The sequence below is a fragment of the Kitasatospora sp. NPDC058478 genome (assembly GCF_042720345.1).
Taxonomy (GTDB): Bacteria; Actinomycetota; Actinomycetes; order Streptomycetales; family Streptomycetaceae; genus Kitasatospora.
This window is the reverse complement of the sequence record NZ_JBHXML010000004.1, coordinates 82255-104395: the sequence shown is the minus strand read 5'-3', so window position 1 is coordinate 104395 and position 22141 is coordinate 82255. Positions and strand designations below refer to the sequence as shown.

20 protein-coding genes and 1 pseudogene are annotated in these 22141 nt (G+C 72.0%); 12 read left to right on the top strand and 9 right to left on the bottom strand.

Going from position 1 to position 22141, the window contains the following annotated elements:
* Positions 1-168 precede the first annotated feature (168 nt).
* The 3 genes from acs to ACFWPT_RS03440 all read right to left on the bottom strand — a co-directional run bounded on the left by acs (position 169) and on the right by ACFWPT_RS03440 (position 6225).
* Positions 169-2124 carry an acetate--CoA ligase gene (acs, locus tag ACFWPT_RS03450; protein ID WP_380479253.1) on the bottom strand — a complete coding sequence of 652 codons (1956 nt, stop codon included), beginning with the start codon at positions 2122-2124 and terminating at the stop codon, positions 169-171.
* Positions 2125-2366: 242 nt separating this feature from the next.
* Positions 2367-4796 (bottom strand): SulP family inorganic anion transporter, encoded by a 2430-nt coding sequence (locus ACFWPT_RS03445; RefSeq protein ID WP_380479249.1) that lies wholly within the window; start codon positions 4794-4796, stop codon positions 2367-2369.
* A 421-nt stretch (positions 4797-5217) separates the two neighbouring features.
* Entirely contained in the window at positions 5218-6225 is a 1008-nt protein-coding gene (locus ACFWPT_RS03440; RefSeq protein WP_380373042.1) for an ATP-binding protein, read from the bottom strand.
* Between the two features lie 218 nt (positions 6226-6443).
* Here ACFWPT_RS03440 and ACFWPT_RS03435 point away from each other — a divergent pair, with 218 nt between their 5' ends.
* Positions 6444-7340: an oxidoreductase gene (locus ACFWPT_RS03435; RefSeq protein WP_380479246.1), complete on the top strand. Its 897-nt coding sequence runs from the start codon at positions 6444-6446 to the stop codon at positions 7338-7340.
* Between the two features lie 424 nt (positions 7341-7764).
* Here the strand turns inward: ACFWPT_RS03435 and ACFWPT_RS03430 are convergent, their stop codons facing one another.
* A complete protein-coding gene (locus ACFWPT_RS03430) occupies positions 7765-8664 on the bottom strand; it encodes an HAD family phosphatase (RefSeq protein ID WP_079135773.1) in 900 nt (299 codons plus the stop codon).
* A gap of 727 nt (positions 8665-9391) precedes the next feature.
* Between ACFWPT_RS03430 and ssd the strand changes: the two genes are divergently transcribed.
* Complete coding sequence (ssd, locus tag ACFWPT_RS03425) at positions 9392-10516, top strand: septum site-determining protein Ssd (protein ID WP_063348677.1); 1125 nt, start codon at positions 9392-9394, stop codon at positions 10514-10516.
* Positions 10516-11541, top strand: a pseudogene (locus ACFWPT_RS03420) (TadA family conjugal transfer-associated ATPase); the annotation flags it as partial. The gene ssd and the pseudogene ACFWPT_RS03420, both read left to right, overlap by 1 nt.
* 81 nt (positions 11542-11622) lie before the next feature.
* Here ACFWPT_RS03420 and ACFWPT_RS03415 read toward each other — a convergent pair.
* Entirely contained in the window at positions 11623-12357 is a 735-nt protein-coding gene (locus ACFWPT_RS03415; RefSeq protein ID WP_380479243.1) for a hypothetical protein, read from the bottom strand.
* A gap of 91 nt (positions 12358-12448) precedes the next feature.
* On the opposite strand from ACFWPT_RS03415, the gene ACFWPT_RS03410 reads away from it, so the two are divergent.
* Entirely contained in the window at positions 12449-12625 is a 177-nt protein-coding gene (locus ACFWPT_RS03410) for a hypothetical protein (protein ID WP_380479241.1), read from the top strand.
* Between the two features lie 107 nt (positions 12626-12732).
* On the opposite strand, the gene ACFWPT_RS03405 is transcribed toward ACFWPT_RS03410, so the two are convergent.
* The 4 genes from ACFWPT_RS03405 to ACFWPT_RS03390 form a co-directional block, all read right to left on the bottom strand.
* Positions 12733-13746 (bottom strand): restriction endonuclease, encoded by a 1014-nt coding sequence (locus tag ACFWPT_RS03405; RefSeq protein ID WP_380479238.1) that lies wholly within the window; start codon positions 13744-13746, stop codon positions 12733-12735.
* Between the two features lie 112 nt (positions 13747-13858).
* Positions 13859-14479, bottom strand: coding sequence for a hypothetical protein (locus tag ACFWPT_RS03400; RefSeq protein ID WP_380479236.1), 621 nt, complete (start codon positions 14477-14479; stop codon positions 13859-13861).
* A gap of 233 nt (positions 14480-14712) precedes the next feature.
* A complete protein-coding gene (locus ACFWPT_RS03395; RefSeq protein WP_380479233.1) occupies positions 14713-14943 on the bottom strand; it encodes a DUF397 domain-containing protein in 231 nt (76 codons plus the stop codon).
* Complete coding sequence (locus ACFWPT_RS03390) at positions 14940-15800, bottom strand: Scr1 family TA system antitoxin-like transcriptional regulator (RefSeq protein ID WP_380479230.1); 861 nt, start codon at positions 15798-15800, stop codon at positions 14940-14942. Before ACFWPT_RS03390 ends, ACFWPT_RS03395 begins: the two co-directional genes overlap by 4 nt.
* Before the next feature lie 220 nt (positions 15801-16020).
* Here ACFWPT_RS03390 and ACFWPT_RS03385 point away from each other — a divergent pair, with 220 nt between their 5' ends.
* From ACFWPT_RS03385 to ACFWPT_RS03350, 8 genes are all read left to right on the top strand, one after another.
* A complete protein-coding gene (locus ACFWPT_RS03385) occupies positions 16021-16476 on the top strand; it encodes an ATP-binding protein (protein ID WP_380479227.1) in 456 nt (151 codons plus the stop codon).
* A gap of 178 nt (positions 16477-16654) precedes the next feature.
* Entirely contained in the window at positions 16655-17089 is a 435-nt protein-coding gene (locus tag ACFWPT_RS03380; protein WP_359118773.1) for an NUDIX domain-containing protein, read from the top strand.
* A gap of 32 nt (positions 17090-17121) precedes the next feature.
* Positions 17122-19008, top strand: coding sequence for a radical SAM protein (locus ACFWPT_RS03375; protein WP_380479223.1), 1887 nt, complete (start codon positions 17122-17124; stop codon positions 19006-19008).
* Entirely contained in the window at positions 19005-19640 is a 636-nt protein-coding gene (locus ACFWPT_RS03370; RefSeq protein ID WP_380479220.1) for a hypothetical protein, read from the top strand. Before ACFWPT_RS03375 ends, ACFWPT_RS03370 begins: the two co-directional genes overlap by 4 nt.
* Complete coding sequence (locus ACFWPT_RS03365; RefSeq protein ID WP_380479217.1) at positions 19637-20371, top strand: hypothetical protein; 735 nt, start codon at positions 19637-19639, stop codon at positions 20369-20371. The genes ACFWPT_RS03370 and ACFWPT_RS03365 overlap by 4 nt, the downstream gene beginning before the upstream one ends.
* Positions 20368-21009: an AAA family ATPase gene (locus ACFWPT_RS03360; protein WP_380479214.1), complete on the top strand. Its 642-nt coding sequence runs from the start codon at positions 20368-20370 to the stop codon at positions 21007-21009. The genes ACFWPT_RS03365 and ACFWPT_RS03360 overlap by 4 nt, the downstream gene beginning before the upstream one ends.
* Positions 21010-21021: 12 nt before the next feature.
* Positions 21022-21888: a protein kinase gene (locus tag ACFWPT_RS03355; protein WP_380479211.1), complete on the top strand. Its 867-nt coding sequence runs from the start codon at positions 21022-21024 to the stop codon at positions 21886-21888.
* A gap of 109 nt (positions 21889-21997) precedes the next feature.
* Positions 21998-22135 (top strand): hypothetical protein, encoded by a 138-nt coding sequence (locus tag ACFWPT_RS03350; RefSeq protein WP_380479208.1) that lies wholly within the window; start codon positions 21998-22000, stop codon positions 22133-22135.
* Positions 22136-22141: the final 6 nt, after the last annotated feature.

The window sequence follows — 22141 nt, the reverse complement described above, 5'->3', positions numbered from 1 at the left end:
GCCGCTCGCAGACGGGTGAACGCGGCACCGTCGGTCGGGGCACCGCCCGCTCCCGGCCGCCCCGCTGTACACCCCGGCGGCCGACCGGAAGGGGGCTTCAGACCCGCGGCATGGCTGTGCCCCGGGCGGTGACCACCGCCCGGGGCACGCTTCACCGTGTCGGCCGGCTCAGCCGTTGCCACCCGCCAGCGGCAGCTGGGCCTGGATCTGGCTCATCACCGTGCTGTCGGCGAGGGTGGTGGTGTCACCGACCTCGCGGCCCTCGGCGATGTCGCGCAGCAGACGGCGCATGATCTTGCCGGAGCGGGTCTTCGGCAGCTCGCCGACCACCTTGACCTGCTTCGGCTTGGCGATCGGGCCGAGCGTGCGGCCGACGTGCGCGCGCAGCTCCTCGACCAGCTCCGGGCTCTCGGTGGCGCCGCCGCGCAGGATCACGAAGGCGACGATGGCCTGGCCGGTGGTGGCGTCCGTGGCGCCGACCACGGCGGACTCGGCCACCGACGGGTGGCCGACCAGGGCCGACTCGACCTCGGTGGTGGAGATGTTGTGGCCCGAGACGAGCATGACGTCGTCGACCCGGCCGAGCAGCCAGATGTCGCCGTCCTCGTCCTTCTTGGCGCCGTCACCGGCGAAGTAGCGGCCCGCGAAGCGCGACCAGTAGGTGTCGATGTAGCGCTGGTCGTCGCCCCAGATGGTGCGCAGCATGGACGGCCACGGCTCGGTGAGCACCAGGTAGCCGCCGGAGCCGTTCGGGACCTCGTTGGCCTCGTCGTCGACCACGGTGGCCGCGATGCCCGGCAGGGCGCGCTGGGCCGAGCCCGGCTTGGTCTCGGTGACGCCCGGCAGCGGGCTGATCATCATGGCGCCGGTCTCGGTCTGCCACCAGGTGTCCACGATCGGGGTCTTGCCGGCGCCGATGTGCTCGCGGTACCAGATCCAGGCCTCGGGGTTGATCGGCTCGCCGACGCTGCCCAGCACCCGCAGCGAGGACAGGTCGAACTTCGCGGGGATGTCGTCGCCCCACTTCATGAAGGTGCGGATCGCGGTCGGCGCGGTGTAGAGGATCGTCACGCCGTACTTCTGGACGATCTCCCAGAACCGGCCCTGGTGCGGGGTGTCCGGGGTGCCCTCGTAGATGACCTGGGTGGCGCCGTTGGAGAGCGGGCCGTAGACGATGTACGAGTGGCCGGTGACCCAGCCGATGTCGGCGGTGCACCAGTAGACGTCGGTCTCCGGCTTGAGGTCGAAGACCGCGTGGTGGGTGTAGCTGGCCTGGGTGAGGTAGCCGCCCGAGGTGTGCAGGATGCCCTTGGGCTTACCGGTGGTGCCCGAGGTGTAGAGGATGAACAGCGGGTGCTCGGCGTCGTGCGCCTCGGGGGCGTGCTCGGTGGACTGGCGCGCGGTGATCTCGTGCCACCAGACGTCACGGCCCTCGGTCCAGGAGATCTCCTGCCCGGTGCGGCGGATCACCAGGACGTGCTCGACGCCGTCGACCTTGGTGAGCGCCTCGTCGATGGCCGGCTTGAGCGCGGACGGCTTGCCGCGGCGGTAGCCGCCGTCGGCGGTGATGACGAGCTTGGCCTGGGCGTCCTCGATGCGGGAGGCGACGGCGTCGGCGGAGAAGCCGCCGAAGACCACCGAGTGGGTGGCGCCGATCCGGGCGCAGGCGAGCATCGCGACGACCGCCTCGGCGATCATCGGCAGGTAGACCGCGACCCGGTCGCCCTTGCGGACGCCGAGCTCCAGCAGCGCGTTGGCGGCCTGCGAGACCTCGTCCTTGAGCTGGGCGTAGGTGATCGAGCGGCTGTCGCCGGGCTCGCCCTCGAAGTGGATCGCGACCCGGTCGCCGAGACCGGCCTCGACGTGGCGGTCGACGCAGTTGTAGGCCACGTTGAGCTTGCCGTCGGCGAACCACTTGGCGAAGGGCGGGTTGGACCAGTCCAGCGTCTCGGTCGGCTCGACGGCCCAGCTGAGGCGGCGGGCCTGCTCGGCCCAGAAGCCCAGGCGGTCCTCGGAGGCCTGCGCGTACGCGGCCGCGGTGACGTTGGCGGCGGCGGCGAGCTCTGCCGGCGGGGCGAATCGCCGCTCCTCCTTGAGCAGGTTGGCCAGGCTCTCGTTGCTCAACGCGCACTCCTCATCGAGTCATGATCGGAGACGATCCCGTGCGTGGGGATTGTCCCGTGTGTCCCAGCGCACAGCTCACCAGGCGAATGGGGCACTTGACAAGAGCCTCCGGGTAATTGGTGTAGACCTTTGACCGACAGTCGAACGGACCATCATACGGCGCACCGCCTCGGGGCGGTGCGCCGTACGACGGCCGGAGGGCCCGTGCCCCGGCCCGCCCGGCGGGGACACGGGCCCGGCTCTCAGGCGGCCAGCCAGGGGCCGTCCTCGGTGCCGCCGGTGGGAACCCGGCCGTCCTCATTCACCCGTTCGGGCGTGTCGCCCGCCACCGGCCCGGCCGGCGGTGTCCTCGGCGCTGCCGGGCCGGCCGCGGTTGCGGCCGCTGCCGTCCCGATGCGCGCCTCGATCGGACTGAACGTCCCCTCGGCCCGGTCGAGCACGTAGGCCTGGGCGGTCGCGAAGTCGAAGTACATCCCGACCAGCCGCAGGGTGCCCTCCTCCACCCGGCGCTCCACGGCCGGGTTGGCCAGCAGCTGGTCCAGCTGCTGGACCACGTTGGTGATGCAGAGCTGCTCCACCAGGTCCACCACCGGCCGCGCGTCGAACCCGGCGGGGACCCGGCGGAGCCGGTCCAGCGAGCCGCGGCCGTTGCGCAGCCAGCGGGCCAGCGGGGTGGGCGGCCCGGGGCGCTCGTGCACGCCGTCCAGCAGGGCCTTCATCGCGCCGCAGCCGGAGTGGCCGCAGACCGTGATCGAGCCGACCTCCAGGACCTCGACCGCGTACTGCACCGCGGCCGCCACCGAGTCGTCGGCCGCGCCGGGCTCGTACGGGGCCGGTACCAGGTTGCCGACGTTGCGGACGGTGAACAGGTCCCCCGGGCCGCTGTTGGTGATCATGCTGGTGACCATCCGGGAGTCCGCGCAGGTCAGGAAGAGCTGGGAGGGCGTCTGCCCCTCCCGGGCCAGCCGGGCGAGTTCGGGCCGGATCAGCGGGGCGGTGTGCTGCTGGAACACCCGGACGCCGTCCAGCAGCCGGCCGTGCGGATCCTCCTGCTGCTCGATGCAGTGGTGGCCGACCCAGGGCGTCCAGGCCCGGCAGCGGTGCGGGCCGGGTGAACTGCCCGCCCGGACGGTGCCGTCGGGGTCGAGCACCTCGTCGTCCCTGCGGCGCGTCACCATCGAGACCCGTCCGCCCGCGGCCTGGTGGCCCGTCCGCCAGCTGTGCAGCGTCTCGTACGCGGCGTGGTCCAGGAAGGAGCCGTCGTGGACCACGGTGACCTCGGCGCCGGAGGGGATCCCGGCCAGCGCCCGGCTCAGCCGGGGCACGGCGGTGAAGGTGAGCGGCCCGTGCGTCTGGACGGTGACCGCGCCGGCCGGGCCGGCCAGCACGTCCACGTGGGCGCGGGTCAGCCGGTAGAGCGCGAGCAGCACGGCGGTGCCGGCGCCGAGCGCGACGCCCCACAGCACGCCGAGCGCCACCACGCCGAGCACGGTGGTCAGGTAGACCGGGAACTCGCGGTGCCGGTGCACGTTGCGGATGTGCGCGAAGCTCACCATCTGCAGCCCGACCACCAGCACCAGCGCGGCCAGCGCGGCCAGCGGGATCCGGCGCAGCCCGCCGGTCAGCGCCAGTGCGGCGGCGAGCACCCAGACGCCGTGCAGCACCGAGGACCACCTGGTCTGGCCGCCGGCCCGCACGTTGGCGGTGCTGCGGACGGCGCCGCCGGCGACGGGAAGCCCGCCGACCAGCCCGCTGACGATGTTGGCCAGGCCCTGGCCGCGCAGTTCGCGGTCGAGGTCGCCGGTACGGCGGGACATCCGGTCGACCGCGACGGCGGACAGCAGCGACTCCACGCCGGCGACGGCGGTGACGGTCAGGACGGCGGCCAGCACCCCGGCCGGCGGGCCGTGCGGCAGTGCCGGCACGAGGGCGTGCGGCTGCCAGGCGGGCAGCCCGATGTGGGCGAGCCGCAGGTCCAGGGCCAGGGCGAGCGCGGTCGCGGTGGCGACGGCGGCCAGCGGGCCCGGCACCTTGGCCAGCCTGGCGCCGAACTCGCCTGCGCGGCCGGGGAGCCGGCCGAGGCGGGGCCAGCCCAGCAGGACGGCCACGGTCACCGAGCCGGCCAGCAGCGCGGGCGGGTGCGGCCCGGCCAACTGGCCTGGCAGCGCGAGGAGGTTGGCGATCGCGGAGCTCTGCGGGGAGCCGCCGAGGACGACGTGCAGCTGCGCGATGGCGATGGTGAGCCCGACCCCGGCCAGCATGCCGTGCACGATGGCGGGCGAGACGGCGAGCGCGGTCCGGGCCACCCGGCGCAGGCCGAGCAGGAGTTGGAGCAGCCCGGCGGCCAGGGTGATGGCGCAGGTGGCCCGCCACCCGTACTGGACGATCAGTCCGGCGGTGATCACGGTCAGCGCGGCCGAGGGGCCGCTGACCTGGAGCGGGGTGCCGCCGAACAGTCCGACGACGATGCCACCGACGGCCGCGGCGGCGAGGCCGGCGGTGAGCGGGGCACCGGTGGCGAGCGCGATGCCGAGGGAGAACGGCACGGCGATCAGGAAGACCACCAGGGAGGCGGAGAGGTCCTGGGCCCAGCGGGCCTTGGTGCCGGGGCCCGGTGGTGCGTGGTCGGTGGTGTCGGAGGCGATGGGGGCGCTGGAGATGTCGAGGGTCATTGTCTTCCCGTCTGTCCGGGGGAACGAACGCAGTCAGGTCCGGCGGTGGGTGGGGCTCCGGGGCGGATCGGCTGTCGTGGGTCGCGACGGTGTGGCGGGATGGCGTGGGCGCGGCGGGGAGTGCGGGTGTCACCGGCCGGACCTTGACCATCAGGGCCCGCCAGGGGCCTGGGCGAGGTGCGGGACGTCTCGCCGAGGGCCGTCGGGACGGACCATCAAGACTCGGTAAACCGAGGGTAATGAAAGCTTTGCACAGCGTCATTCCGGGAGGGAAGGGGAAAACCCCCTGATTCACCCCATTGGGTGGTGTTCGAACCGCTGGGGATCTGCTGGCGGCGCCGGGCGGTCCGGACATGCGGAACGGGCCGTGGCCCTCCCCGGGGAAGGGGGGAGGGCCACGGCCCGTTCGGGCGGAGCGGCGTCAGGCGTGCGCACCCGCCGGGGCGGGCCGCTCGCCGCCGACCCCGAGCCCGCCCAGCACGAAGGTCTCGTCCACCTGGGTCGCGAGGTCGACGCCGACCTTGGCGTTGGCCCAACTCTGCGCGTTGCGCACGTGGAAGAGCACGGCCTGCTCGGTGTAGCGCCGCACGTCCCGCTGCCCGTACGCGGCCTCGGCCTCGGCCCGCAGTTCCTCCAGGACGGCCCGGTTGGCCGGCTCCAGCGACTTCAGCGGCGGCTCGGCGCCCTGCTCCAGACGGCGCACCCAGTCCGAGTGCCCGAAGGTGGTGAGCAGGTCGTCGCCGACCTCCCGGCGCAGGAACGCCAGGTCGTCCGGGCCCTGCACCTTGTTGCCGATCACCCGCAGCCGGACGCCGAAGTCGCGGGCGTAGTCCTTGTACTGGCGGTAGACGGAGACGCCCTTGCGGGTCGGCTCGGCCACCAGGAAGGTCAGGTCGAAGCGGGTGAACAGGCCGGAGGCGAAGGAGTCCGAGCCCGCCGTCATGTCGGTGACCAGGTACTCGTCGGGGCCGTCCAGCAGGTGGTTGAGCAGCAGTTCCACCGCGCCGACCTTGGAGTGGTAGCAGGCCACCCCCAGGTCCTCCTCGGTGAAGGCGCCGGTCGCCAGCAGCCGGACCGAGCCCTCGTCCAGGGCGATCGGGCGGGCGCAGGCGGCGTAGACCGGGTTCTCCTCGACGATCCGCAGCAGGCGCGAACCCCGGCCGGGCGGCGTGGTCTTGATCATCTCGTCGGCCGAGCGGATCAGCGGATTGCTGCCGCGCAGGTACTCCTTGATCTCCGGCAGGTGCGCGCCGAGCGAGGGCAGCTCCGCGGCCTGGGCATCCGTCAGGCCCAGGGCCGGGCCCAGGTGCTGGTTGATGTCGGCGTCGACGGCGATGACCGGCCGGCCCACGGCGGCCAGATGGCGGATGAACAGTGCGGACAGCGTGGTCTTCCCGCTGCCGCCCTTGCCGACGAAGGCGATCTTCATCTGGGACTCCGGCTCTCGCTCTGGGCCCGCGCTCGGGGGCCACCTGCTCAGGGGTCGCACATGTCGAGGCCCCTAAGTGGAAATAGTTATCGTCTCCGATAGTGGCCATGCTAGCCGGGGTTTGGGCCTCCTCGGCGGAGGGAAGTGAGGATTGCCTCTAACGGGTGATCCGGGGTTGCTGTTCCGGGAGGGGCCGGCTGTTCATTACTCTCGGGTAGGTGAGCAATGGAACAGATCCCCTCGCCCCGCTGGCCCAGCTCCCCGGGGTGCCCGACGCCGTGGCCGAGGTGCGCAAGGCCGTCGACCGGCTCTACGGCCACCGGGTGATGCGCCGCCGCGCGGCCGAGGTCACCTCCGAGTCCGCGCTGCGCGGCGCCCGCGCGTCGGCGGCGCTGGCCGGGGCCGACTGGCCGCTGGAGGAGGTCCGGCGCCGCAGCGACTTCAGCGCGGACCCCGAGGCCCGGACGGTCGGCGCGGCCCTGCGGATCGCCGCCGAGGCCGGCCAGCTGCTCAGCATCTGGCGGCACTCGCCGCTCCAGGTGCTGGCCCGGCTGCACCTGCTCGCCGTCGGCGACGGCGACGGCGAGCCGTCCGCCGGGCGGCCCCGCCGCGCGGGCGAAGGCGTCGAGGAGCTGTTCCCGCTGGGGCTCAAGCCGGTGGAGAGCGTCGAGGTCGCCCAGGTGGACGAGCCGCTGCCGGTGCTGCCGCCCGCCCCGGGTGCCGAGGAGGTCGCGGCCCGGCTCGACCAGCTCTCCCGGCTGCTGGTGGCGCGCGCCGAGGGCCAGGGCGTGGGGACGCCGGCCCTGGTGGTCGCCTCCGTGGTGCACGGCGAACTGCTCGCGCTGCGGCCGTTCGGCGCGTACAACGGCGTGATCGCGCGGGCCGCCCAGCGGATCGTGCTGCTCGCCGAGGGGCTCGACCCGAAGTCGATCTGCCCGGCCGAGGTCGGGCTGGCGGAACTCGGCACCGACGCCTACCGGCGGGCCCTGGCCGGCTACCTGGCGGGCACGCCCGAGAGGATGGCGGCCTGGATCGCGCACTGCGGGCGGGCGCTGCGGCTCGGGGTGCGGGAGAGCACGGCGGTCTGCGAGGCGATGCAGCGCGGGATGGTCTGAGCGGGCGCGGGAGGGGCGCGGGCTCTTCCGGAGCTTCTGGCGCTTCTGACACGAAGATGCGGCGGCACCTGATCCTGCCTGGTGCCGCCGCTGGTGCAGATACCGGGTGACCATGCATGCACCGGAAGTGCTGATCAGACGGGGATCCTGCCCGTTCGTCTGGTCCAGCGGCCCGACAGCGGGTCGGCTGCATGTGGGTGCTCGGTCATCTGTACACGCGGTCCGTGGGGCCTTAACTGCGTTGTCGGTTTGACCTCTTCGGGTCCTGACCGGGTCTCGCGGGCCGTGCTTCATTTGTATCGCGTTTCGGGCGAAAGGGGAACCCGAAAAGTGAACTCTGCGCTGATTGTCTGATTTGCCTGCGTTGCGAGGCCTGCGGTGGGTGGCCCGCGTTTGCCTGTGTTGCGGGCCCGCGGCGGGCGGCTCAGGCCTCCGGACGGCGCCGGTGGGCCAGGTACCAGATGACCCCGGCGGTCACGGCCGCCGTCCCGATCGCCACGGCCGTCAGCACCGAGCCGCTCGGCGCGGAGAACTCCGGGAGTCGCCGCCGCAGTTCCACCGGCCGGTCGAAGACCAGCACCGGCCACTCCCGGGCCTGGGCCTCCTTCCGCAGCGCGCGGTCGGGATTGACCGCCGACGGGTGGCCGACGGCCTCCAGCAGCGGCAGGTCGGTGGAGGAGTCGCTGTAGGCGTAGGAAGCGGCCAGGTCGTAGCCCTCGGACTCGGCCAACTCCCGGATGGCGGCGGCCTTGTTCTCGGCGTAGGCGTAGTACTCGATCTCGCCGGTGTAGCAGCCGTCCTCGACCTTGAGCCGGGTGGCGATCACGTGGTCCGCGCCGAGCAGTGCGCCGATCGGCTCGACCACCTCGGAGCCCGAACTGCTGACGATCACCACGTCCCGACCGGCCGCGTGGTGCTGCTCGATCAGTGAGGCGGCCTCGTCGTAGATGATCGGGTCGATCAGGTTGTGCAGCGTCTCCGCGACGATCTCGCGGACCTGCTGGACGTTCCAGCCCCGGGTGAGCGAGGAGAGGTACTCGCGCATCTTCTCCATCTGGTCGTGGTCCGCGCCACCGACCAGGAAGACGAACTGGGCGTACGCGCTGCGCAGTACGGCCCGACGGTTGATCAGACCGCCCTGGTAGAACGGGCGGCTGAAGGCCAGCGCGCTCGACTTGGCGATGATGGTCTTGTCCAGGTCGAAGAAGGCCGCCGTGCGCGGCCCGCCCGGCCTGGGGCGAACGGGTGAGCGGGTCTGCGCGGGCCCGGTGGCCTCGCCCGGGGACTCGTCGGCGTGGTCGTCGGCGTTCTCGGTGGTGTCCACGGGAACCGAGGATAGAGGGAGCCGCAAAACAGGCCGCCATTCGGTGTACTCGTGGGCGTGCGGGTTTGTGTTTCTGGCCGCTCGGGTACACCATGGAAGTCACGGATCGTTCGCGACCGTGCTAACCCGGTCCGGCTCCTCCCCCCCGAGTCGGGCTGTGGATAGACGACCCCCGCTCTCCCCCCCGGCGGGGGTCGTCGCACGTCCGGGGCCATTTTCAGGGCCTGAAGGCCCTTCGCGGCGAGCGCCGCGGCCGCCCCGCCGACGGTGTACAGGGGGTGTCGACACCCTGGTCCACTGACCACCTTTCGTCACTCTGTGTCGCCATTTGCTCATGGCTGCCCATGGCTCTTCGGCTGGTTCCGATCGGTGGGCCGGGCTGCTGCGGCGGGGTGTCCGAGCGGCCTCCGGGAGGGTCTGCCGGGTGGCCGGCGGGGGGCGCGACGGGCTTCCGGTTCGTCTCCGTGATCCCCGATCGTCAATTCTTTGACGATTAATCCCCCGCCCGGGTGAACGTTTTCCTCCACAGCCCACGAGTTATCCACAGGGATTCGCATCGTGGATGACGGAATCCCGATCTCCCCCCACCGTGATGGTCGGCGGCGGTCGCCGGGCGGATCTCACCTCCCTCTCTCCCACGAGGTCTGCCGGGCGGCCGTTCGCCGGAACCGTCCGACGTGCGCCCCGGACCGCCCCTGGCGGCCGTCGGCGCAGAGGGGAGCCCGTCATGTCGACGCCGATCGCCGACCACGCCACCACCGAAGGGCCCGGGGCCACCGGTCCGCTCGTCGTCACCGAGGACGAGGGCCTGGCCGAGCACCTGCTGCGGCTCTGCGCGGCCGCCGGCACCGAACCGAGGCTGATCCGGGGCGCACCACCGCCGCGCGAGCTCTGGGAGGGCGCCTCACTGGTGCTCATCGGGGACGACCAGGCCGCCCGGTGCGCCGGGCTCGGCCGGCGCGGCGGGGTGCTGCTGCTCGGGCTGGACCTCGACGACGCCGGGGTGTGGGTCAGAGCCGTCCAACTCGGCGCCGAGCACGTGCTGTTCCTCCCCGACGCCGAAGCCTGGCTGCTCGACCGGATCGCCGACGCGGCCGAGGGCGCCGGCTCCCCGGCGCTCACCGTCGCCGTGCTCGGCGGCCGGGGCGGGGCCGGGGCCTCGACCCTGGCCTGCGCCCTCGCGGTCACGGCCGCGCGGGCGGGGCGGCGGACGATGCTCATCGACGGAGATCCGCTGGGCGGCGGCCTCGACATCCTGCTCGGCGGCGAGGCGGCCCGCGGGCTGCGCTGGCCCGATCTGGCCGGTTCGCGCGGGCGGGTCAGCGGGGTCGAACTGGCCAGGGCGCTACCGGTGCTCAAACGGATCTCCGCGCTCTCCTGCCTGTCCTGGGACCGCGGCGACACCCTGACCGTGCCGCCGGAGGCCATGCGCAGCGTGCTGGCCGCCTCCCGGCGGCGCGGCGGGCTGGTCGTCGTCGACGTGCCGCGCCATCTCGACGCGGCCGCCGGGCAGGCGCTGGAGCAGTCCGACCTGGCGCTGCTGGTGGTGCCGGCCGAACTGCGCGCGGTGGCCGCCGCCGACCGGGTCGCGGCGGCCGCCCGGATGCGGCTCGGGGACGTCCGGGCGGTGGTGCGGTCACCGCGCACCTTCGGACTCCCGGCCCACCGGATCGCCCGCGGGCTGCGGCTGGAGCTCGCGGGGGAGTTGGAGCCGGAGCCCGGCCTGGCGGAGGACGTCGAGAAGGGCGTCCCGCCCGGCATCCGGGACGGCGGCCCGCTCGCGCGCTTCTGCGAGACCTTCCTGGACGAGGTGTTGCCGCCGGTGCCGGCGGTCGGAGGAGGTGTGTACTGATGGTCCGTCTGCGTAGAACAGGCCCCACCGTGCGGGCGGGGGGCGGTCCGAAGAGCCGGGGCGACGGTGCGCGGGAGCACCGGCCGCTCAGGAGCGTGCCGCCGCCCGGCGGGCCACCCGAGGCGCCGCGCCACCCCTGCCCGTACGGGCGCACCGCCCGGGAGGAGCGGACGGCGGAGCTGGTGGACGCGGTCCGGTTGCGGCTGGCCGAGTCGGGTGCCGCCCCGACGGCGGGGTCGGTCGCGGCCGTGCTGCGGGCCACCCGGCCGCCGCTCGGCGGGGACGAAGTCCTGGACACCGTGCGCTCGCTGCGCGCCGAACTGGTGGGTGCGGGCCCGCTGGAGCGGCTGCTGGCGGCGCCCGACGTCACGGACGTCCTGGTGAACGGTCCGGACGAGGTGTGGGTCGACCGTGGCGGCGGCCTGCACCGGGCCACCGGAATCCGGTTCGCCGACGCCGAGGCGGTACGGCGGCTGGCCCACCGGCTGGCCACCGCGGCCGGACGGCGGCTGGACGACGCGCGGCCCTGGGTGGACGCCCGGCTGCCGGACGGCACCCGCCTGCACGCCGTGCTGCCGCCGATCGCGGCCGGCTGCACGCACATCTCGCTGCGGGTCTGCCGGCCCCAGCCGTTCACGCTCGACGAACTGGTGGCGGGCGGGGCGCTGCCGCCGGAGGGCGCCGGCCTGCTGGCCGGCATCCTGCGGGCCAGGCTGTCGCTGCTGGTGTCCGGCGGGACGGGCACGGGCAAGACCACGCTGCTCGCGGCCTTGCTCGGCCTGGTCGGGCCGGAGGAGCGGATCGTCATCGCGGAGGACTCCGCCGAACTGCGGCCGGCCCATCCGCACGTCGTCCGGTTGCAGAGCAGACCGCCCAACCAGGAGGGGCTGGGTGAGCTCACGCTGCGGGACCTCGTCCGGCAGGCACTGCGGATGCGTCCGGACCGGCTGGTGATCGGAGAGGTCCGCGGGGCCGAGGTGTCGGACCTGCTGGCCGCGCTGAACACCGGGCACGAAGGCGGCTGTCCCGTCTCATCCAGTCGTTCAGTGTCTCGGCCAAAAGTTCAGTGAGTGCTTCAGCGATCGGGCATTTGGCTGTGGTGCAGATCACATGGCGATTCGGGAGGCAGAGCTGCGGCGCTCCTCGAACCTAGGCATCGCGAAGACTGCCTCGTCACCACGGTGGATCGAGGCGGCCTCACCGTGATCTATGGCGCGTCGGGCCTCGTACAGGCGCTGCTCCCAAGCGCCCACTAGATGATCAACTTTGGCGCCGTGCACGCGGGTAAGGACCTCGGCAGCGTGGAGGACGTTGGTGTTCTCCGTCTGGTGCCCGCCAGGGGCGTTGATCGTTGTTCTCAGAAAGAGCTCGAGCGGGTCGCGAGCTTCGGGCCGCTCCCACATCAGCGCCGAGGCTGCCAACATTGTTGACGTGCCGATCAAGGCGGTCCCGTCGTAGAGGTCGTGCGCTTCGGCGCAAAGCAGCGCGACGTTGGCCAGCGAGTGGAATCGGCGCTGGGCGATAAGGAGTGGAAGGTGGAGGCTGAGTTCCTTGGTGGCGGGCCAGCTCCGAACGTGGGCGATCTGGAGCCGTGACCTTCCGAGGTCCGAGAGGCCCCAGTGACCATCCACCTCGTGCTTGTCCCTGTGCCAGCGGAGAGCCTTGGTCTCGCTGTTGCTCGACTCTCTGGGCTTCTGGAGATTCGGGTGGAGGAGCGCGCAGTCCGTGATCCGCATGGAGTCGAGCAGTGACCGAAGCGGTCGGGACATCGCCGGACGGTGGGATGACATGACGGCGGTATAGCAGGCGGGTGGGACAGCCATCAGTTCGAACTTGGGCACACCGCCGGACGCTGATGGGTTCCATACTGGCCGGGTGAATCCTCTCGGTGAGCGTAAGACGAACACGACGTACTCGGCCCCCGTGGGATCGGTGGATCTTTTGGCCCACCGTGAGGACGGAACGCCGTACGAGATCTGGCCTTGTCACGACTGCCTGCCTTGGCATGCGGAGATCGTCCGCGACGACGCCGACGAGACCTTCGTCCGGGAGTGGCACGCTGTGGACTGCCCGGTCTTCCAGGAACTGGTGAATGGGCAGTCGGACTAGTCACGGGGTGTCGCGGCAGGCCCGGTGCTCCACAAGGCCCGTGTTGTCTGCAGCATGCCTTCAGCGCGGGCTGCTCGCGCGATCTGATCCGACGGGCGTAACGGACGTCATGCCGCTGCGGCCGCGCCTCGCGGCTCGCCGATGCCCAGGACCTCAGACAGGGGCTGGCCCCAGGTCGCCCAGTCCCGCATGGTGACCCAGTCGATGAGGACGATGTTCTGCGTTCGGGCGAAGTCTCGGGCCGGTTCGGAGTAGCTGCCGTTGGTGACGACCGCGACGACATCGGCTTGGTGGACGGGACGGGCGGTTCCGTTGAGCGTCTGGAGTGCGGGCGATCCGACCTTGGTTCGCTGGTCCTTGACGTGCTTGCACTGGATGACGACGCGCTTCTGATCGGGTGTCAGGGCGATAACGTCGGCTCCCAGGTCACCTGCCCCGCCGCGATCGCGCCGGACTTGGAAGCCGTCGCGCTCTGCGAGGCCGGCGACGGCCAACTCGAATTCCTTGTGGTGCATGCCGTGGAGCCGGTCCATCGAGATGCTCTTGGCCGACTCCTCGAAGGCGATCCGCGCGGCGTCGCGCAGTGCTATCGGATGCAGTTCGTCGCGGTACGCACGGAGAATCTCCTCCATCCGTCCCCTGGCCTCCGGCAGGTCGTGCCAGAGCTTGGCCGCGGTGTCCAGCAGGAACGGGCCTCGCTCCGCGATCCGTCCGTAGCGCGTGAGGAGTTTCTTCATCTGACCTGAGTCGTCGAGCAGGGTAATCCAGATGTCCCAGGCTTCCTGCTCCTTTGCCTCGGCTTCCTTGTGTTCGAAGTAGAGCTTGTTGTGAGCGTTCACGGCCGCCTTGACGCAGTCGTCCCGGGTGGGGGTCCAGAGGGGCGCGGTCTTCCTGCCTCCGTACAGGCGGGGCTGGATGCGGTCGAGCTCGGCCTTGACGGCGTCACGATGCTTCGACAGGCCCAGATGGATGGCTCGTGCGATCTTGCACTCACGGGCCCACAGGTACGAGGCGAACAACTCGTCGGGGCCCGCCTCGGCGATGTAGTTGCCCATCTCCCATCGGAGGGTCTCGTCCTCATAGTTGGGCGGGGTAACTGGGGCTTCGCAGTCGATGATCACCGCGGGAGGCTACCCGAGGCCGCGGACAGTGGACCAATGCTCCGTTGGGCATGTATGTGCAGGTCAGGGCCTTGCTGGGAGGTAGCAACGCCGCCATTGCCAGCCTTCCGGTTCAGCGGGTCGGCGGTTTGGTCAGGTACATCTTGACGACCACGGCCGGCATCGGGATGGGCTCGTACGGCGTGAGGGCCACGGCGATGGCCTGGGCAAGTTCGTCGATCGTCCGCACCACGTACGTGGGTGGCGTGATCCAGATCCGAGGCACGGCGTCGCGGTCGTCGCTGTTGTGGTAGAGCTGCGCGTAGTAGTGGTTGAGACCGTCCTCGTAGCCCCAGGTGCTGTAGTGGTCCCAGCCCGGCAGCGAGAAGGCGTGCAGCCCGCCGACGTTCTCCTCGGTGATGACCGGGGGCAGCGGGGCCGAGAGCCGGCGGTCGGTGTACGAGGGGCCGTAGACGATCTCCCACACGCCGTCGTCGTGCTCCAGGACGTCCATCCGCACGTGCTGCTTCAGGCCCCGTAGCTGGGCGCGGAACCCTTCCGGGTCGAGGCCGACCCGGGCGGCGAGCTCGGGGATGTCGGCGGGGGTAACCTCGAGGCCCATGATCTCGGGGATCTCCGCGTCCCACAGGTTGCTCGTGATCTCGGTGCGTTCGGCCAGCAGCAGGAACACCTGCTCGGCCCGCTGGTCGGTGATGCCCAGCCGCTGCACGTAGATGACGGCCTGCTTGCTCATTCGGATTCCCCGGGTCTTCGCACGGCTACAGGTGGTGTCCAGCGGATCACGCTACCGGCTGGGGGCTGCGGAGCACTGACGAATCGGCCGAGACCGTACGCGCGGTGAGGCGGTGAACCGGCCGCGCGGACGGCGGTGACGGCGGCGGGGATGGCCGGGACGAACGTGGCCCCGGCGACTTGACCGAGGTCAGCGGTCCACCGGGGCTTTCGGGGGCAAGTGTAGTTCGGGGCTCAGCGCCTGCGCAGTTCGCCGCGCATGATGCCGGCGACGAAGACGTCGTACTCGGCGTCGTCGAAGATGTGCGGCGGCTTGTGCTTGTTCTTGGAGTCGCGGATTGCCACGATGGCGCTGTCGAGGAAGGCGACCTCCACACAGTTGGTGCCACCGCTGCTGGCGGTCTGCCACTCGGCTGAGGCGAGTTGCTGCTCGAGCCAGGCGGGGTCGAGGTCGTTCTTGTTCATGACGCGAGTTCCTTGGCGATCGTCTTGAGCAGGGACAGCGATGCCTTCTGGCCGAGGGCATCGGACTTCAGGTGGTTGCTGGTGGTGCGATAGACCTCGACCGACTCGTGGTCGGTGAGGTGCAGCCGAGCACGGGTCGCCTCGATGGTGACCGTGTCGGCGCCGGTAGCGAACGACATCAGCATGAACGACCCGTCCATGCCCGCGTGCGCGCCGGCGCTCAGCGGCAGGACCTGGATCGTCGTGTTCGGGTCGCTCTTCAGCAGGTCGATGAGGTGCTCGACCTGGGCCCTGGCCACGGCCCGGCCGCCGACCTCCTGGCGCAGGAGCCCTTCGGGGATCACGGACCATATCTTCAAGGGCGGCTGGCGCTCGGCCATGGCCTGCCGGTGCTCGGCACGCATGGCGATGAACCGCTCGATGTCCTCGGCGGTGGTCCAGGCCCGGCTGCCTTCGACGATCGCCCGCTCGTACGGGGGGATCTGGAGCAGGCCGTGCAGGGAGCCCGAGTTCCAGTGGAACAGGTCGAGGGCTTCCTCGATCTCGGTCAGGTAGTCGCTCAGGGGGTCCTCGACGACGCCCTGGTAGCGCTGGTGCCAGTCCGGCTCGCCGGCACGTCGGACCAGCTCTCGCCACTGCTCGCGCCGGGCCGGGTCGTGGATCTGCAGGACCTCGAAGAAGTGGGGCAGGACCTGGAGCTTGACACCCTGAGTCCCGTTCTCGATCTTGCTGACGGTCGACAGCGCCTTGTAGCCGAGGTGCTGGGCGGCCTCTTCCAGGCTCCATCCCAGCGCCTCGCGGGCGCGGCGGATCTCTGCCCCCAGGCGCCTTCGGCGCGGGGTCGGCTCGACGGGCATCGCACCTCCTGACTCTGGAACCACAGCTTTCAGAAGGAAAGCGTAGTGGCCGTGCCAGTAGGTGCATATGACAGATCGCCAGAAAGAAAGGTTTTCCTCTCTGGGGCCCTTGCCCTTCTGCCACGGGCGGGTCCATCATCGAAACCCGGCCGAGCGCAGAGTGCCCCATTGGGCACGGACCGCGACGCCAGCCCCGTATCCGAAGCCATCCGGAGGGCCCATGTCTGCCGCGACTGTCGACCAGCTTGGGGAGCTCCGCCTGGTCCTTCCCGTGCTGCGGCCCGAAGCGATGGGGCGCGTGCGCGAGATCGTGCGGGCCCAGCTGCGGATCTGGTGCAAGAGCGAGTTCGCGGACGTGGCGGAGCTGGGGGTGACCGAACTGCTGACCAACGTCCTCCTGCACACCGCAGGCGGGGGTGAGCTGCTGGTGCGGGAGACCTCGGACGGCATCCGCGTCGGCGTCACCGACTTCGACGACCGGCTGCCGCTGGCCAGCGAGCCGGATCGGGATGCGACCGGCGGGCGGGGGCTCCTCCTGCTCGCCGGCCTCGTGGGCGGGCTGGAGACCGAACTCCTGCCGCGAGGCAAGGAGATCCGGTTCAGCCTCCACTCTGCGGGCTGCGAGGGCGAAAGCGCCTTCGAAGGGGCGCCGGCGATGGCCGCGGCACCCGGCTGATCATCCCATCACACAGTGGTCCAACTGCCCCGGCAGGGGGCGGGAGAAAGTGAATTGACGGTCACTCAGGGGACCTAGACTCGTGGGCTTGCCGGTCCGGTGTCACCGCCGGACCGAAGGGCTGGAGCCGCGTTCCCGCAAGCTCCAGACGATCATTCCCGACCACGTGGAGGTTCCGATGCCCGAGAAGGTCACCAAGGAGAAGGTGCTCGTCTACGTCGTACGCGACGGGCGGCTGCTGGTGTTCCGGCACACCGACTACTCCTACGAGGAGGTCGGCATCCAGGTCCCGGCCGGCAGCATTCGCCCCGGGGAGACCCCGGAGGCCGCCGCCCTGCGCGAGGCCCGGGAGGAGACCGGCCTGAACGACTTCAAGATCGTGCGCAAGCTCGGCGAGACCGAGTACGACATCAGCCCGTACCGGTTCGAGATCCAGCACCGGCACGTCTTCCATCTGGAGCTCACCGAGCCCACCCCGGAGCGGTGGATGAGCCAGGAGGACCACGACGGCGAGCAGGAGCCCACCCACTTCGAGTGCTTCTGGATTCCGCTGGAGGCCGCGCACATCCTCCAGTCCGGCCAGGGCGCCCTGCTGGGACGCCTGTCCGACTAACCACCCGGTCACGGCAGCAAGGGAGGCAGCCGATGCACCGCACCACCGAACAGCACCACCCGATCGACCGGCTCTACCGGAGCCTTCAGCCCGAGGACACCAGCACGGCGGTGTCGGTGATCGTCAAGCTGCGCGGGGAGACCTGTGACATCGACTGCCCCCACTGCTACGAGAAGCGCAAGGAGGTTCCCGGCGGAGCCCGGATCAGCGCCGACCAGATCGGACAGCTGGCCCGGCTCTTCCGGGGCCGCCCGCTCGCCGTCGAGCTCCACGGCGGGGAGCCGCTGACTGCCGGCCGCGACGCGGTCGCCGAGGTCCTGCTCGAACTCGCCGCCCAGCCGCAGGTGGTGCGCGTGTCGATGCAGACCAACGCCGTCCAGCTCGACGGGCAGTGGCTCGACCTGTTCGACGAGCTCTGCCCCGGCCTTCAGATCGGTGTCTCCCTCGACGGCGACGCCCAGGGCAACGCCTGGCGCATCGGCTACGACGGCCTGCCCGTCTACCCGCGCGTCGCGGCGGCCCTGGAGCTGCTGGCCGAGCGGGGCCGCAAGGTCGGCGTCATCACCACCGTGACCCCGGCCGTGCTGGGCCGGGCCGAGCAGGTCCTCGACCACCTCGCCGCCTTCGCGGCGGTCAACGCGGTCAGCTTCGTGCCCTGCTTCGACACCGCCATCCGCCGCTCCACCACCGTGCGGGCCCGTCGCGTCCCGGCCAGCCGCCTGCTCCAGCAGGCCGCCCTCGCCGCGGAGGGCGGGCCGGCGTGGGCGATCCACCCGGACGAGTACGCCGAGTTCGTGCTGGCCGCCACCGCCCACTGGATCGGCGCCGGGCACTTCACCCGGATCAAGCTGGAGCCGGCCGTCTCCACGATCCGGCGCCTGCGCGGCTTAGGAAGCGGCTTCTGCCACTTCTCCGACCTCAAGTGCGACCACGTCTTCACCCTCTACCCCGACAACCGGTTCGGCTCCTGCGACGAACTCCCGTGGCCCCAGGTTCGCCTGGGCCAGCTCGACGAGATCACCGGCCAGGACGAGGTGGCCCGCCTCCAGCAGGGCAACCTGCTGCTGAACCAGGGCAAGGCGCTGATGGCCAAGTGCGCGGGCTGCGACTACCGCAGCACCTGCGGCGGCGGCTGCATCGCCACCCGCTGGCGCCAGGACCCGGCCGTGGACGGCGACGCCTACTGCGACTACCGGATGCGCATGGTTGACGGCATCGCCGCCCTCCTCGCCCAGCCCGCCCACCCCGAAGGCGCCTGGTGCCAGAGCCTGCGCTGGCACCCCCGCAGCCCGAACAGCATGCGCGACGTGAACGCCTTCACCGCCCGCTGGGACGACCCCGCCGCCACCCGCGCCGAGGTGCGGCTGCACGCCAGCGAGCACGGCAACATCAACACCGTCGGCCTGCCCGGCGTCCACGAGGCCGACGACCTTGACCCCGCCCACCCGAACTGGCGCGAGGCGATCGAACCGCGCGTCTGGCCGCTGGTCGACGTCCTCACCACCGGCTGGGGCCTGATCACCTACGACAGCTGCCAGGGCCACCCGTACGGCGGCCTGGACCTGGCCCCGGCCGAACTACGGATCGGCCTGCTGCCGCGCGACCGCGCCGAGTACGCCCGCACCGCAGCGGCCCTGTGCCGCGCGGCCACCGCCGTCGCCTCCGTGCTGCCCGGCGGCATCGAGGTCCGCGTCGCCCGCTCCGAGCTGACCTGCGAGACCTCCGGCACCACTGTCCCGGTCCTCGACCTCAGCCTCCACCCGCACCGCCGCCAGGACTGGGACGCCTACTTCGCCGACCTCGACGCCGCCGCCCGTGCCCTGGCCACGGTGCTGGCGACCGAGCGCCCGGTGGGTACGGCGTGCTCCTGCCCGCTGCCGGCCCCGGCCGATGCCGCGTCCACGGCGGTGGCGGGATGAGGCCCGGCGACGAGGTGACCGTCCACCAGCTCCTGGGGCGGATCTCCTACTTCCACGCGCTGTTCATCGAACCCGCCCTCACCCCGGCCCGCGCCACCATCGGCGGCTGCGAGCCGTGCTGCAACCACCGCACCCCGTCCGGGCCCGCGCGGCCGGACGCGGGCGGGCTGCTGGCCCACAGCGCGTGGGCGGTCCTCGACGAAGCCGCCACCACCCTCGGCGCCGGCGCCGGGCGGTGTCCGTCGCACGGGCCCGCCTGCTGTGCGACGTGCCGCGTCGCGGGCTCGGCCGCCGCCGTCGCCGACGCGTGGCTGGCCACCGAGCACCGCGCCTACCGGCGGCCCGAGCCCAACAGCGCGACCCGGCAGGCGTGCAGGGAGGCCGCCGCCGCCCGGCTGACCCGCGTCTTCGTCCACCAGCACCACGCACCCTGCCCCGCCGCCCAGGCCGGCGAGAAGGCCGGCGCCTGGCTGCTGCCCGGCACCGGCGAGCTGCCGCTGACCGGCGAACTCCTCGCCCTGTGGCGCGACCCGCTGGCCCGGGGCGGCAGCCCGGTCGTCAGCTGGCTCAACCACTGCACCGACCTCGACGACATCCGCCGCGTCCTCGACACCAGGAGGCCCACCCCGTGACGATCCACATCGCCGAGACCACCGGCGTCGGCAGCATCGAGAACTTCCTCGGCTCCGCCGAGCGGCTCCAGCTCGCCGCCCTGATGCACGACGTCCTGACCGCCGCCGACGCCGACCGCTTCGGCGACGAGCGCCGCACCTCCATCCACGAGATCCCCGGCCACAGCCACGAGCAGGCCATGGCCGTCTACGAGCCCGCCGGACGCGTCGAGATCCCCGGTATCCCCGCCGAGGCGGAGAAGATCCTCCAGGACGCCTTCGACCGGGCCCGCCCGGCCCTGGCCCGGGTCATGCCCTCCATCACCGTGTGCCGCCCGTGGACGTACGTCGAGTACGGGGCGGGCCAGCACATCACCAGCCACCTCGACGGCATCGCCCCCGACCCGCTCGCCTGGCCCCGCCAGATCGCCGGCATCAGCGTCGTCATCACCCAGGCCGACGCCGGAGGCGACTTCTACGTCGAGACCGCCTCCAGCGACCGGCTCTGGTACCGCCAGGCCCCCGACCCGGCTGCCAACGGCTACGCGGAAGGCATGTGGCTGGCCCACGACGGCGCCGACAACTCCGCCGACTGGTTCACGACGATGCCCCGCACCCGCTGGTCCGTCGATCCCGCGCCGGGCACCGCGCTGCTGTACGGCTCCCAGCTCGCCCACGGCACCCTGCCGGTCACCGCCGGGCGGTGCGCGAAGTTCATCAGCTGGCTCGCCGCCGACGAACCGGCGAGGTGACCGCCGTGCTCATGGCCCTGGAAGGCTTACCCGGCGCCGGCAAGAGCACCCTGCGAGACCGGCTCCTCGCCGACGCCCGCACCGGCGGCATCGCGCTCGACCACACCGGCCAGTTCTCCTGGCTCTCCCTGGCCGCCACCCGCACCCTGGTGCGGCTGCGGGCCGGACACAGCTCCGACGATCCCGAGGAAGCTGTCGAAGCGGCCTGCTGGGACCTCGCACTCCACGCTCGCTTCAACCTCACCCCGGCGCTCGCCCGCGGCCCGGTCATCGCCGACCGGCTCAGCCTGTCCACCGCCTGCCTGCTCGCCCTGGTCCACCGGCGCCCGGTCGCCGAGTACGTCGAGCGCCTCGCCGAGCAACAGCGGGCCCGCCCGCAGCTGACCGTCCTGCTGACCACCGAGCCCGACCTGTGCCAGGCCCGCCTCGCCGGCCGCGAGAGCGCCCCGCGCTTCACCGACCGCCCCGAGGCCGCCGCCCGCCTCGCCGACCTCTACCCGCAGGCCGCCACCGCCTGGAGCCGCTGCACGGGCCTGGAGGTCTGGCAGCGGCCCTGCACCACCAAGGCCGACCTCGACCAGCTGGCCGCCGACTGCCTCGCCCACTTGAACGGCTCCACCCGCCCGTCCGCGACCTGAGGAAGCGAGCTGATGAACCTCCACCCCCTCCACCCCGCCGCCTGGGTCATCGACCAACTCCGCGCGGACGGATGGCAGGTGAGCGACCTGCTCGCCTTCACCCGCGCCAGCACCCTGGTCACCGCCCACCGCACCGGAGGCCAGCCTGTCGTGCTGAAGGCCGGCTTCGGCTCCAACCACGTCCTGGCCGAACTCCCCGCCGACCAGCGAAGCGCCGCCTACGGCTTCTACTGGTACGCGCAGATGACCGACGCCGAACGCGCCCTGGCCCGCGAGGACTTCCGCCACGAGGCCGACCTCACGCAGGCCGCCGGCGGCGCCGACCATGTCGTCCCCCTGCTCGAACGTGGCACCAGTGAGCGGTTCGACTGGTACACCATGCCGCTGTGCGACGGCGGCAACTTCCGCACCCTCATGGCCTCGGGCAAGGACACCGACGAGGGCCTGAACATCCTCGCCGACGTCGCCGAAGGCCTGCTCGCCCTTCACCAGCGCGGCATCGTCCACCGGGACGTCTACCAGGAGAACATCCTCATCCACGGCGGCTGCGGCCTCATCACCGACCTCGGCGCCGCCCGCCGCCTGTCCGTCGCGCGCGGCCCCGAGCACCGCGGACCCGAGGTCCACTGGCCGCCCGAGTACCTCACCGGCTACCACCAGGCCGGCCCGGCCGCCGACGTGTTCAGCCTCGCCGTCCTGATCTACCGCTACCTGTGCGCGGACATCCCCCGCCTCGGCGGCCACGCCAACCTCGCCCTCATCCCCGCCGTCCTGCGGACGCTGGTCGTCGCAGCCCTCTCCGACCAGGGCAGCGACCGCCCCGCCATGAGCGACCTCGCCGCCGCGCTCCGCACCGCCGCCCGCACCGCCTCGCACTGACCGGGAGGCCACCGTGACCCGGGCGCGATCACCGCCCGGTGCCCGAGCACGCACCACCGCAACGGGCACGCACCACACCATCCGATTCGCTCAGAAGGAGAAGGACCCCATGGACAACGACCGCATCTCCGAGTTCCTCGCCGACGTCGAGGACCTGCGCGGCGAGGACGAGACCGTCCGCACCACCGCCCACACCTCCAGCGTCTCCGCCGAGGGCTGGCCGACCGCCGAGGGCGACGTCGCCTGAACACCC

Excerpts from the sequence above, each read along its gene's own strand:
- ACFWPT_RS03445 (WP_380479249.1), bottom strand. The coding sequence starts at position 4,796 with ATGACCCTCGACATCTCCAGCGCCCCCATCGCCTCCGACACCACCGAC.
- ACFWPT_RS03440 (WP_380373042.1), bottom strand. The coding sequence starts at position 6,225 with ATGAAGATCGCCTTCGTCGGCAAGGGCGGCAGCGGGAAGACCACGCTG.
- ssd (WP_063348677.1), top strand. The coding sequence starts at position 9,392 with ATGTCGACGCCGATCGCCGACCACGCCACCACCGAAGGGCCCGGGGCC.
- ACFWPT_RS03400 (WP_380479236.1), bottom strand. The coding sequence starts at position 14,479 with ATGAGCAAGCAGGCCGTCATCTACGTGCAGCGGCTGGGCATCACCGAC.
- ACFWPT_RS03395 (WP_380479233.1), bottom strand. The coding sequence starts at position 14,943 with ATGAACAAGAACGACCTCGACCCCGCCTGGCTCGAGCAGCAACTCGCC.
- ACFWPT_RS03390 (WP_380479230.1), bottom strand. The coding sequence starts at position 15,800 with ATGCCCGTCGAGCCGACCCCGCGCCGAAGGCGCCTGGGGGCAGAGATC.
- ACFWPT_RS03385 (WP_380479227.1), top strand. The coding sequence starts at position 16,021 with ATGTCTGCCGCGACTGTCGACCAGCTTGGGGAGCTCCGCCTGGTCCTT.
- ACFWPT_RS03380 (WP_359118773.1), top strand. The coding sequence starts at position 16,655 with ATGCCCGAGAAGGTCACCAAGGAGAAGGTGCTCGTCTACGTCGTACGC.
- ACFWPT_RS03375 (WP_380479223.1), top strand. The coding sequence starts at position 17,122 with ATGCACCGCACCACCGAACAGCACCACCCGATCGACCGGCTCTACCGG.
- ACFWPT_RS03370 (WP_380479220.1), top strand. The coding sequence starts at position 19,005 with ATGAGGCCCGGCGACGAGGTGACCGTCCACCAGCTCCTGGGGCGGATC.
- ACFWPT_RS03355 (WP_380479211.1), top strand. The coding sequence starts at position 21,022 with ATGAACCTCCACCCCCTCCACCCCGCCGCCTGGGTCATCGACCAACTC.
- ACFWPT_RS03350 (WP_380479208.1), top strand. The coding sequence starts at position 21,998 with ATGGACAACGACCGCATCTCCGAGTTCCTCGCCGACGTCGAGGACCTG.